This window comes from Collinsella aerofaciens ATCC 25986, assembly GCF_964237925.1.
Lineage (GTDB): Bacteria > Actinomycetota > Coriobacteriia > Coriobacteriales > Coriobacteriaceae > Collinsella > Collinsella aerofaciens_BJ.
On sequence record NZ_CAXSKI010000009.1, the window covers coordinates 1 to 11899 of the forward strand.

9 protein-coding genes are annotated in these 11899 nt (G+C 54.6%); 3 read left to right on the forward strand and 6 right to left on the reverse strand.

Annotated features, from left to right (window positions below):
* Positions 1 to 259: 259 nt before the first annotated feature.
* On the reverse strand, positions 260 to 1312 hold the full coding sequence (locus ACESWY_RS05685; protein WP_373093271.1) for an aldose epimerase family protein: 1053 nt from the start codon (positions 1310 to 1312) through the stop codon (positions 260 to 262).
* Positions 1313 to 1518: 206 nt separating this feature from the next.
* Here ACESWY_RS05685 and ACESWY_RS05690 point away from each other — a divergent pair, with 206 nt between their 5' ends.
* Positions 1519 to 2283: a DeoR/GlpR family DNA-binding transcription regulator gene (locus ACESWY_RS05690; RefSeq protein ID WP_373093273.1), complete on the forward strand. Its 765-nt coding sequence runs from the start codon at positions 1519 to 1521 to the stop codon at positions 2281 to 2283.
* A 272-nt stretch (positions 2284 to 2555) separates the two neighbouring features.
* On the opposite strand, the gene ACESWY_RS05695 is transcribed toward ACESWY_RS05690, so the two are convergent.
* Positions 2556 to 3275, reverse strand: a complete 720-nt coding sequence (locus ACESWY_RS05695; protein WP_226802922.1) for a GntR family transcriptional regulator — start codon at positions 3273 to 3275, stop codon at positions 2556 to 2558.
* Positions 3276 to 3347: 72 nt separating this feature from the next.
* Positions 3348 to 4268, reverse strand: a complete 921-nt coding sequence (locus ACESWY_RS05700) for a DUF7916 family protein (RefSeq protein WP_022094155.1) — start codon at positions 4266 to 4268, stop codon at positions 3348 to 3350.
* A gap of 356 nt (positions 4269 to 4624) precedes the next feature.
* Between ACESWY_RS05700 and ACESWY_RS05705 the strand changes: the two genes are divergently transcribed.
* Both ACESWY_RS05705 and ACESWY_RS05710 read left to right on the forward strand, forming a co-directional pair.
* On the forward strand, positions 4625 to 6319 hold the full coding sequence (locus tag ACESWY_RS05705) for a PTS lactose transporter subunit IIBC (RefSeq protein ID WP_195520962.1): 1695 nt from the start codon (positions 4625 to 4627) through the stop codon (positions 6317 to 6319).
* 162 nt (positions 6320 to 6481) lie between these two features.
* Entirely contained in the window at positions 6482 to 6805 is a 324-nt protein-coding gene (locus tag ACESWY_RS05710; RefSeq protein ID WP_373093276.1) for a sugar phosphate isomerase family, read from the forward strand.
* 53 nt (positions 6806 to 6858) lie between these two features.
* Here the strand turns inward: ACESWY_RS05710 and ACESWY_RS05715 are convergent, their stop codons facing one another.
* The 3 genes from ACESWY_RS05715 to ACESWY_RS05725 all read right to left on the reverse strand — a co-directional run bounded on the left by ACESWY_RS05715 (position 6859) and on the right by ACESWY_RS05725 (position 11815).
* A complete protein-coding gene (locus ACESWY_RS05715; RefSeq protein WP_373093277.1) occupies positions 6859 to 8091 on the reverse strand; it encodes a Fic family protein in 1233 nt (410 codons plus the stop codon).
* A gap of 448 nt (positions 8092 to 8539) precedes the next feature.
* Positions 8540 to 9961 carry a 6-phospho-beta-galactosidase gene (lacG, locus tag ACESWY_RS05720; RefSeq protein ID WP_229058862.1) on the reverse strand — a complete coding sequence of 474 codons (1422 nt, stop codon included), beginning with the start codon at positions 9959 to 9961 and terminating at the stop codon, positions 8540 to 8542.
* A 75-nt stretch (positions 9962 to 10036) separates the two neighbouring features.
* Positions 10037 to 11815, reverse strand: a complete 1779-nt coding sequence (locus ACESWY_RS05725; RefSeq protein ID WP_373093279.1) for a PTS lactose transporter subunit IIBC — start codon at positions 11813 to 11815, stop codon at positions 10037 to 10039.
* Positions 11816 to 11899 lie beyond the last annotated feature (84 nt).

Consider the following 11899-nt stretch of genomic DNA (forward strand, 5'->3'; position numbering starts at 1 on the left):
TGCGACGCGGAAATCGCGCGCCGTTGCCGCGCCCCGCAGTGCCCGCTTCCCCCGAGAACAATTATCAGTGCAGGTAGGCGGCTCGCGAATTTAGCAAAAACCGGTGCATGGTCGAGCATCCCGGGCTAAACGTAGTAAATGGGCATAGTTTTGATATGTCACTCATACAGTCACAGCGAAATTGAGCCCAAAAGATGAAAAAACGCCCGTCGGCGGTGGTGCCGGCGGGCGTTGCTGTGCAATATGTCGCGTTGTGGGCCTAGTGTCTCATAAAGTGGTATTCGATCACATTGCTGTATGGGTGACCCGGGCCCACAATGCCCTGCGGGAACAGCGGCTGGTGCGGCGTGTCGGGGTACATCTCTGCCTCGAGGGCAAAGCCGGCGCCCCAGCCATAGTTGGCGTCGTCCTTGGCGTGCTCGTCGCCCAGCCAGTTGCCGGTGTAGAGCTGCACGCCCGGGGCTGTGGTGTAGTAGTCCAGCTCGCGGCCGGTCCACATCTCCTCGACATGCAGGGCGCGGCGCAGGTTGCGACCGTACTGATAGTCATCGATGCACAGGCAGTGGTCGTAGCCGCGTGCCTGCTTAATCTGCGGGTCGTCGGCCTCCATGCCGGGTGCGACGGGGCGCAGCTCACGGAAGTCAAACGGCGTGCCCTCGACTGGAGCGATCTCGCCGGTGGGGATGTTCTGCTCGTTGATGGGCAGGTAGTGGGCGGCGTTAGCAACAAAGAAGTGCTCACAGTCCATGCCGGCATTATGACCGGCAAGGTTAAAGTACGTGTGGTTGGTCATGGACACGTAGGTGGCGCGGTCGCTCTCGCAGCCATACTCGATGCGAAAGACGCCGGTGCGCGTCACGGTAAACACGGCCGTGAAGGTGCGGTTGCCGGGAAGGCCCAGCTCGCCGTCCTCAAGCGAGGTGGTCATGCGCACAGCGTTGTGAGTCTCGTCGAGCTCAACGTCCCATACGCGCTTGTGCAGACCATGCTCAAGATCGCTGTGCAGGTTGTTGGCGCCCTCGTTGGCGGGCATATGCCAGTCCGTGCCGGCGATGGTGATCGTGGCGCCCGCGGTGCGGTTTGCCACGGGGCCGATGGTCGCGCCAAAGCAGGCGGGGTTGTCAAAGTAATCCTCGAGCTTATCGAAGCCCAGCACCACATCGCGCACGTTGCCGGGAATGTCGGGCACATCGATACCCAGCACGGTGGCGCCATAGTCCATAATGCGAACGCAGATCTCGGGCCCGTTGAGGGTGTAACGATGAACGGGGGTACCGCACGGCGCGGTGCCGAAAAGCTCGGAAGTGATCATTTGGTTCCTAACATCGAGGTATTTCCGACAAACTGTAGCGCGAACAGGCGAGATTATCACTACACCCCACTAAAGCAGGGGGTATTTTTCTCAAAAAAGTGATGATTGGAGCTGTGCGGGCATTCATTTTTGACGCGCACGAGTCTGATACAATTTGTTCGTTACTGTTTGAATGATATGCGCGCAAAGAACGGCGAGGATTCATCGTGATTAAGGCAGAGCGACAGGATAGGGTTCGTCAGCTGCTCGAAGAGCAGGGCACGGTCTCGGTCAAGGAGATTTCGGATGCACTGGGCGTCTCGGACATGACGATTCGTCGCGATCTTGAGGAGCTCGCGAGCCTAGGCGAGATCGAGCGCGTGCACGGTGGAGCCCGTAGTGCACAGAGTCGCCCGCACGCTATGTTGCGCCATGAGTATTCGCACAGCGAAAAGCGCACGAAGCATGCCGAGGAAAAGTTGCAGATTGCGCGCCGTTCTGTGGAGCTTATCGAGGAAGGCTCGACCATCTTTTTGGGCACGGGTACTACGGTGGAGCAGATGGCCTCGATGCTGCCGGCGTTTCGCCTGCGCATTGTGACTAATTCGCTTTCGGTGTTTAGCCTGCTCGAGGCGCGCGAAGACTGCGAGCTGTGCCTCGTGGGCGGTATGTACCGTCGCCGCACCGCCGCTTTTGTGGGACCAACGGCCGAGGATACCCTGCGCGCGCTGGGCATCGACGCGGCATTTATCGGTGCCAACGGCATTCTGGATGGCGACGTATCTACGTCCAACATGGACGAGGGCCGCATCCAGCAGCTCGCCTTTAGCAAGGCCGATTCACGCTACTTGATCGCCGACTCCAGCAAGATCGGCAAGCGCGACTTCTATACCTTCTGCCGCCTGGACAATTTGGACGCCGTGGTGTGCGAGCCGGGCATCGCCGCCGAAGATCGTGCCGCCATCGAGGAGCACACGCAGGTTATTTGCTAGTTATCGCTACGGGATTGCCAACGGGTGATGCGGGAGGACTTTTACCTCCTGTCATTGTGGAAACCAGCGCGTCAGCGCTACGCGATATGACGCGCAAATAAGGACTCCACTATCAAATCGTCTCAATCTGTAACATCTAGACGTCCAAAACCGGTCTTAGTGTTACAGATTGAGACAATTCGGCGTGGTCTACCTTGTTTGTCTCGATCTGTAACGGTTAGGACTTAAAAACTCGGCTACGTGTTACAGATCGAGACAAAAGAAAAAGAACATTAGGACTTGAAAATAAAGTTTTGATAAGGGACCCGCCCAGTTAAGACGGTGCGGCAGACAATTGAGATTAGTTTGCCTCCGGAGTCGTAAGCATAATGAGTCAGTTCGATGACCGGAAGTTTTGCAACACCATAATTACTGGCTTCGGAATCGCTAAGCTGACGTGCTCTATAGCTTTCCCTAACAGATTGGATAGACTTGGACAAGTCGTCCATGATTCTGCTAAATGCCTGAAAATCTAACTGGTTATTCGGAACGCGCGACTTTGAAATGAAGAACGTATCAGCGCCTATGAAGCTGCCTTCAAGTTCGTAGGTCAATTCAAGACGCTGAATTTCATCGCGACTTTGACATCCAAATTGTTGGAGCATCATTACGGAAATTGGACGACCTGATGTGAGGCCGCCGAAATGTTTGGTAATGGCATCTGGATCAACGCCATCGCAATGGCTTGCAAAGTCAAAGTCTAAAAGTGAATTGAGCTCGCTAACGCGTTTCGGTGCAACAAACGACCCCTTACCTTGGATTCGATAGATACTTCCACGACGCTCCAGCTCACTCATGGCAAGTCGGACGGTTGTTCTGCTTACGGCGTATTCGTCGCAGAGTTCCATTTCTGTTGGAAGTTTATCGTCTGCTTGATATTCATCGACGATCTGCTTGAGCAGCGCGTCGGTGAGCTGTAAATAGAGTGGCCGTTTTTCGTGTGTATCGAGCATTAGAGCCTCAGTTTGCATGTTGGTTATACCTGATGGTTGCCTCAGTCGGGATGTAACGTGGGCAAGGTAACCTTAACGTATCACAGAGCGGCTCAGCATGACGATCTGATGCCTGTATCCACGAAGGGCTTGTCCGAGCGTGAAGATATTCTGGGGCAGGCAAATACCGTTCATGGAGTCCCCGATATGTTGGAGGTCAGCGCCGGCTGCTTTTGCTGCAAGGCCTATTTTCTTAATGGTCTCGCTGTCGCAGGAGTCTTGACTCGTCCCGTTCGCCGCCATGACGAGAACCTTCTCTTCAATTGACTTGCCTACGTTGTGGGATCGTACAAAGTCTACGATGGCGCGCAGGTCTGCTTCTTGGAAGCAAGGGACGGTGTAGGGGGCTGGCACGAGAAGGATATCGACGCCGAGGTCAACAAACTTGCGCGCAATTTCGAGCGTCATGACAGGTTCCGCAACGCCCGCTCCATGCATTTTTCCGGCTATGACCAGGCCATTGAAATGCTCTTTGGAGAGTTTAATCGAATGGGCGATTGCATCGTTGGAGACGCCGGTTCCAGGGTTGCCCGTCAGGCAGATAAAATCAAATCCGAGTTCGTTAGCCTTTTCTAAGGTCTTGGGAGAGACGCGACGACCCATGGGGATTTCCGTTCGGGATTCAGACATCTCTGCCTCGTTATCAACTGGCTCCAGATTGACGCCAATGGGCCTTCCGCATGCTCGCTTCACCCAAGTGACCGGGTTTTCATTGAGATCATCTGGAATACCGGCAATAACTGGATCGAACACATCGAGCGCGTTAAACAGAAGCAGGTCGGCACCTGCGGCACGTTCGATTTCTGCATTAGTAACGCCGCCGAGAAATTGGGAAGAGGGTACGTTTTCCGCCATGATGGTACGTCCCTCGGAAGCCAGAATTGCCTGTTTTAGATCCATGGGTGACGTGGCGGCAAAATCGGATGCGGACATGTTCAGTAATCGTTTGGGCATTGTTACTTCCTTTGACTAGAACGACAGGCTTGTGACATTATCTCTAATATTGTTACAACAATATATTCAATATGTTATATCCAATCGGTGAACGGTTGCAAACTTATTGTACTGCTCGAAAAAAATAGCCTTTAGCTGGGAAAACCTTATATTAATCAACTACCGTTCACCGAATAAGTATTTGAATTCTTGACATACCGAAAAAGCGGAAAAAGAATTGGTTATGACAAATCGCGCAAATGATATTACATTTCGCACAAGAACGTATTCACTTACATAAGTGGATACAAACGGGGACGACGACGGTTGAGTCCGGATAAATCGTTGTGTGCCCGGGAATCATGAAAGGATGTGTTATGGACGCTATCGTCAAATTCCTTGAAAAACACCAGCCTCTATTCGACAAAATCTCGAGGAACATTTATCTGGTGGCGATTAAGGATGGCTTTCTCTCGAATATGCCAATTGTGCTGTTCTCGAGCCTGTTCCTTCTTCTTTCGACGCTCCCTGCCTATGTAGGCATCACGCTTCCGTCTGAGGTGCTGGATTTCTTCAATAAAATCTATGCATATACCATGGGACTTCTTGGCATTATGGTGGCCGGCACCACGGCGAGCTCACTTGCCATGTCGATGAACCGTCGCATGCCTTCGGGTAAATCTCTCAACCCCACCTCGTGCATGGTTTGTGCCATGTGCGGCATGCTCTTGCTATCGGTGACGAACGATGTTGTCTCGATTGGCGGAGCAGATACATCTGTTTTTGAAACCGGCTATATGGGAACTAAGGGTTTTCTCGCTGCGTTCGTAGCCGCATTCTTGACCGTTAATATCTATAAGGTGTGCATTAGCCATAATGTGACGATCAAGCTTCCCAAAGAGGTCCCTGGCTCTATTGCGCAGAGTTTTCGCGATATCTTTGCATTTGGGTTTTCGATCCTTGCGTGCGCTTTTATCGATCTTGCGAGCCGCAAGCTGCTTGCTGTGCCGTTCGCCAATTTGGTATCCGCTCTCATCTCGCCGCTGTTCTCCGCGGTCGACACCTATCCTGGCATGGCGCTTATCGAAGGCGCGGTCGCACTTTTCCAATTTATGGGTATCCACGGTGCTTCGGTTGTCATGAGTCCGATTAATGCTGCGCTCTACGGCAATACCGTTACCAATCTTGAGGTTTTCCAAGCAGGTGGACATCCGTCAATTGCTCTCACGCAGGACTTTACAAGCTTCATCGGCGGTCTGGGCGGTTCTGGCTGCACGTTCATCGTTCCTATTATCCTGATCATGTTTATGCGCTCCAAGCAGCTTAAAGCCATGGGCAAGGCATCGATTATCCCGGTGATTTTTGGAGTTAACGAGCCCGTTATCTTCGGTATGCCGATTGTTCTCAATCCCTATATGTTCGTGCCCTTCCTAGTGGCTCCTATGGTCAACGCCATTATCGGTAAATTTTTCATTGACGTCATTGGAATGAACGCCCCCATGTATACCATGCCGTGGGCGCTTCCCGGCCCAATTGGTGCGTTCCTCACCACGGGTCTCGATCTGCGTTCTCTCGTATTGATGGCAGTGCTGTTGGTCGTCGACTTTGTGATTTACTATCCGTTCTGCAAGGCGTATGACCATCAGCTTTGTTTGGAAGAGTCTGCAAAGGAGACTGCAGGAACCTCGGATGCAGATGCTATTGCCGCACAGGAAAATGTCGCAAAAGCTCTCGAGGCGGTAAAGGACAAGGCGGAGCAGATCCGCGTGCTTGTGCTTTGCCAGGGTGCCGGCACTTCGACTCTCTTGGCAAATGCTCTTCGCGAAGGTGCCGCTGCTAAGGGTATCGATCTGGTTTCTCAGTCCGGTGCGTACGGAAGCCACTATGAGACGATGGATCAGTACAACGTGATTGTTCTGGCGCCCCAGGCACGCATGTACTATGACGCTATGAAGGCCGATACCGATCGCCTTGGAATTAAACTGCTCACCACAAGGGGCAAGGAGTATATCGACCTTACCAACGATCCCGAAGGTGCAATTGACTGGATCGTTCAGGAGCTGGCCAAATAGTGGATGCACTTCGTCGTTGATTCGTCGGTGTATGGTACGGCCCCGCAGCTTATTGAGCTGCGGGGCCGTATTTCGTTGAGTATCTAATTGAGACAATGCGCGCAACCGTCGTGAGATCGCATTGGCGCTCTCCGAGTCACCGACAAACTGTCTTCCATCTATGTGACCAATTCGCTTTCGGCCTTTAGCCTGCTCGAGGCGCGCGAGGATTGCGAGCTGTGCCCGGTGGGCGGCATGTACCGTCGCCGCACCGCCGCCTTTGTGGGCCCCATGGCCGAGGATACCCTGCGCGCACTGGGGATCGACGCAGCCTTTATCGGCGCAAACGGCATTTTGGACGGCGACGTGTCTACGTCCAACATGGACGAGGGCCGCATCCAGCAGCTCGCCTTTAGCAAGGCCGACTCGCGCTATCTGATCGCCGATTCCAGCAAGATCGGCAGGCGATACTTCTGCCCCCCTGCCGGCGCAGGGGTACCGCTTTAAAATGACGCGTAAATGACTTTGGGCAACAAGGATGAGGCTATTCTGAGATATGACTAGACTCCGTATTTCGTCTTTATGTCCATTGAGAATGAATCGTAGTCTTCATAGAGCCCTTCTCTGCTTTCATCCTCGGCGTGGTTTACACGTTCAAGGAGTTTATCCTTTGGAGCCTCTTTTGTTATTGCGGCCTCGCCATCGGGTATTGTGGCTTGTAAGAATAGTTCTAGAGCATGGGCGTCTTTGAGTATGTAGCCCGTCGAACGACCAGCTCCTGTTTTTTCGATTGCGCTGCAACTAACAAGCTGACCGAGGGTTCGTTTAACGGTTACCTCGCTGATATCGGGGCAGTTGGACCGGATGTCGGATTTCTTAATGACGCCGGGTCTCTGTTGAAATAGAACAGCGATGCGCGCTTGCTTCGACATGGGACGAGTGCTTGATTCAATTAAGGTACGCTGCTCGAGCTGACGGTAGGCGGCCAGGGTTGTTCCGAGCATGAAACGGATAAAGGGTACTTCGGTGTTTTGATTTTCATTCCATCCAGTGGAGCTTGCAGCGAGGGCGTTGTAGTAAAGCGCTTTGTTGTCTTCAATAAGTCGCTCGATGCTGATGTAACGCGCAACGTCGTATCCAGTCTTTTCGAGCAGCAGCGTTGTAAGGAGCCGACTCATCCTGCCATTGCCATCGTTGAAGGGATGAATGCTAACAAAATCGAAGATAAAGCGGAGCGATATAAGGAGGGGATCGCAAACTTGGCGAGATAAAGCATCGTTGAGGGACTGGCAGGCTTCTTTAATAAGTCCCGGGGTTGCTAGAGCCGAAGGGGGCCTAAAGCGCACAAATCGATTACCTTGATCGTCAATGGAGACGATTTCGTTATCGCTATCCTTCCAATGGCCTCCATACGAGATTGCCGTGTGCGCCATGAGGTCACGATGCAACTGCAGAATGACCGATGGCGTTACGGGAATGGAATCGTGTTGCTCGTGAATAAGCGACAGCACATCTCGGTATCCAGCGATTTCTTCCTCTGCGCGGGAGCTTGGCTTGGCGGAATACGCCATGATCGCTTTGAGTCTTTTTTGGGTGGTAACAATTCCTTCAAGTCCGTTGGAGGATCGGGTGCTTTGGATCTTAGCCTCCTCCATTAGGGACGATAGAAGCTCGGGTTTGACTTGACTCAGAGCAAGCTGTCGGCCTTTATGCTCGCGTATCGAGAGGAGGAGGTTGGTGATTGGAGTTGCTTCGAGTTCCGCTGGGACTGTGGTGTAATCGAACTGGCGCATGCGGCTCCTTTCGGTATCACGAACATACTTTCGATATCATAATACCATTAAATGATACCGAAAGTATGTTCGTGATACCGAAAACTAGAAACCATGCTTCATAACTGCTTGGAAAGTTTGGATTTGACTATCTTATTGTCTTGATCTGTAACAGGTAGACGGTCGAAAGTGGGCTACGTGTTACAGATTGAGATATTTCTGCTCGGGCGTTCTGTTTGTCTTGATCTGTAACAGCTAGGGCCGGAATACTCGGTTACGTGTTACAGATCGAGATCTTCAAGTTCGGGCCGCTCGTTTGTCTTGATCTGTAACAGGTAGGGCCGAAATACTCGACTAGATGTTACAGATCGAGACAAACGGCCTGCTCGGGTCGAGCCAAAACAAAAAAGGCCGCATGCGAACCCGTGGAGGGATTCGCATGCGGCCGACAGGGAGTATGCGGCAAAAGTTAGGCCATGAGCAGGCCGGTCTCCGCGACGTTCTTGTACCAGTACGCGCTCGCCTTGGGATAGCGCTTCTGGGTCTCAAAGTCGATGTAGAACAGGCCGTAGCGCTTGTTGTAGCCGTTGGTCCAGGAGAACTGGTCCTGCAGCGACCACACAAAGTAACCGTCGACGTTCACGCCGCCGTCGATTGCCTTGAGGATCCACGCGAGATGCTGACGCATGTAGTCGATACGAGGGGCGTCGTCGATAAAGCCATCCTCGAAGTCGTCCTTATAGCCCATGCCGTTCTCGGTGATGTAGATCTTCTTGTAGTTGGGGTAATCGTTTTTAATGCGGAGCAGTAGGTCGTAGAGACCCTCGGGATAGATGATCCAGTCCCAATCGGTGGTGGGTACGCCTTCGCGCACGCATGACTCGCCCACGCCCTTGAGGAACCAGCGCGAGGAGCCCTTGTCGCCGGTGCCATTGTGGTTGATGTCGTTTTCGCCCTCGGCGGCACGCAGGAACTGGCACTTGTAGGTATTGACGCCCAGACAATCGTTGTAGGGGAGCGCGGCGGTCAGCGCGGCGATGTCCTCGTCGCGGACGTCGAGCTCGCCGCCGGCGATATGGGCCAGCTTGGTTGCGGCTTCCATGGTGTCGGCTGCATAGTGGCCGCGGAAAGTGGCGTCGAGCACCCAGCGGTTGTTGATGACATCGGCCATGCGAGCTGCCTCGCAGTCGGCAGCACTGTTGGGATCGAGGGGATACTTGGGCTCCAGGTTCTGGACAATGCCGATCTCGCCCTCAAAGCCGCCCTCATGGAAGGCGACGACAGCCTTGGCGTGGGCCACCATCATGTTGTGCATGAGCTGGAAGGCCTTGTCCAGGCGATACTTCTCGCCGTGCGGCCAGTTGCCGACGATAAAGCTGCCCTCGGCGGTCGCGGGAATCTCGTTAAAGGTAAACCAGTGCTTGACCTCGGTGAACTCGGCAAAGCAGAACTTGGCGTACTCGACAAAGGCGTCGATCGTCGTGCGCGTCAGGAAGCCCTCGCCGCCGTTCTGGTAAAAGGCCTCGGGCGTATCGAAGTGATCGAGCGTGACATAGGGGATAACGCCAGCTTTGTTGCAGGTGGCGAAAAGCTCGTGATAGAAGGCGACGCCCTCGGGGTTGATCTCGCCAGTGCCGTTGGGGAAGATGCGGCTCCAAGCGATGGAGACGCGGATACCGTTGATGCCGAAACGCTGGCACAGGTCGATATCGACCGGGTACTTGTTGTAGAAGTCGCTCGCGGGATCGGGGGAGAAGCGACCCTGAGCAGCCAGGAAATCGTCCCAGGGCACTTTGCCCTTGCCGTGCGTACGGGTCTCGCCCTCAACCTGGTAAGCAGCGGTGGCGCCGCCAAACACAAAGCCGTCGGGGAACTGCATGGGGTTGGTCATGAGTCATCCTTTCTGTGGGATACGAATAGGGAGAGGTGCCCGAACCGGGAATCCGGGCACCAACAGAGGGAGGAACTAGTCGAGGTTCTCGCGGAGCCACTTGATGGCGCCAGCGGGGTCGCGAGTAAGGTCGATATATTCCTTACCGCGGGGAGCGAGCAGCTTAATGCCCAGGCGATCGGTGTCGGCCTTCATGTCGTTGTAGTAGCTACGAACCTGCGGGGCGAGCACGATAACGTCGTACTGATCCATGATGGCAGTGTGCTGGCCATAGGCGCCTGCGGAGGAAGCGATGTTCTCTCCGGTCTGCGCAGCACCTTCCTTGATGGCGTTGGCGAGCATGGCAGAGGTGCCGGCGCCGGCGCACAGGACGAGGACCTTCAGGCCATCGACATCCTTCTTAGCGGATGCGTCGGAGGCGGGCTCGGGCTGATCGGCGACAGGCTTGCTGTCGGCGGCAGCGGCGGTCGGCTCGACGGAAGCGGCGGTCTGCTCGACAGCGGGCGCAGAGGTGCTGGCGGTGATGGTGGCAGCACCATCGGACTCGAGACCCAGCTCGGCGGCGCGCTCGGCCTCCTGGTCGCAGAGCAGCTTATCGTATGCCTTCAAGAACGGCAGGTAGATGATGGCGTCCAGCAAGATGATGATCGCGACAAATACCAGGGCGATAAGCTGGAAGTTCGTGGTGATGAAGATGCCGATGGGGGCAGGGGTAGCCCAAGGCACCACGAAGGAGAAGCCGTTCATGCCCACGTTGTCGATAAAGAACTTGGCAACACTTACGTTGACGCAGCCGGCGGCAACAAAGGGGATGAGCATGTAGGGGTTAAGGATCATCGGCGCGCCAAAGAGCAGCGGTTCGTTGACAGCAAAGGCAACAGGAACGATCGAGGCCTTACCGACGGCTTTGAGCTGCTTGGACTTCATAAAGAGAATCAGCAGAAGCGGCACGATGAACGTGGCGCCGGTGCCGCCGAACTCACCCACGAGCGACATGTTAAAGGTGAGGGAGTGGGCGGGGTGGCCGCCGGCCAGCAGAACCTGCAGGTTCTCAGCCTGGTTGGCAAGACGGATGGGGTCGATGCCCGGCTGGACGATCGAGGGACCATGGACACCGATGAACCAGAAGAACGCGGTGGCTGCCTGGATAAGGATAAGGCCAGGATAGGTTTCTGCCGCAGTGAAGAGCGGGGAGAGCAGCTTGATGAGCAGCTCGGAGAACGGAACGCCCATGAGGTTGCGCACGACAACATCGATGATGCCGCAGATGATGACAGCGCCGCCAAAGGGGATGATGTCGCGGAAGTTCTGGGCGATGGCGCCCGGAACCTCCTTGGGCAGCTTAATGGTCAGATCGCGCGAGACGCAGAACTTATAGACCCACACGGTAATGAACGCGGCGATATAGGCCGAGAACAGACCGCGCGTACCCATGCTGGTGCAATCGAAGACAGAAAGCTCGGAGCCGTTGAACTTGGTGGTGAACTGCGTAACAGCGAGCAGCAGCATGCTGCACTGGGCGGCAACCATGGTGGAGCCGTCGTTGAGCACCTTGCCGGCGGGCATGCGACGGTTCATGGAAGCCGTAAAGTTCTTGGCGGTGGTGCCGGCAACCATGATGCCCATGACGCCCATGGTGAAGTTGTACAGCTTGTTGCACCAGTCGATGAGCGGCTGGGGCAACGTGATTCCAACTACGCCGGGAAGGGTGGCGATCAGCAGAAAGATCGAAGAGGTAAGGACGATGGGCATGCACCCAAGGAATCCGTCTTTGATGGCCTGGAGGTAGATGTTCCTCGAGATCTTCTCGAAGAACGGTTGATGCTTTTCGAGCATCTTTACGATGGCGTCCATAAAGCTCCTTTGCTACTTGATGCGCGATGCATGTGGATGGAACTGGTCGTCGATGGATGGTCAGGACTGCCCGGAAACCTTCCT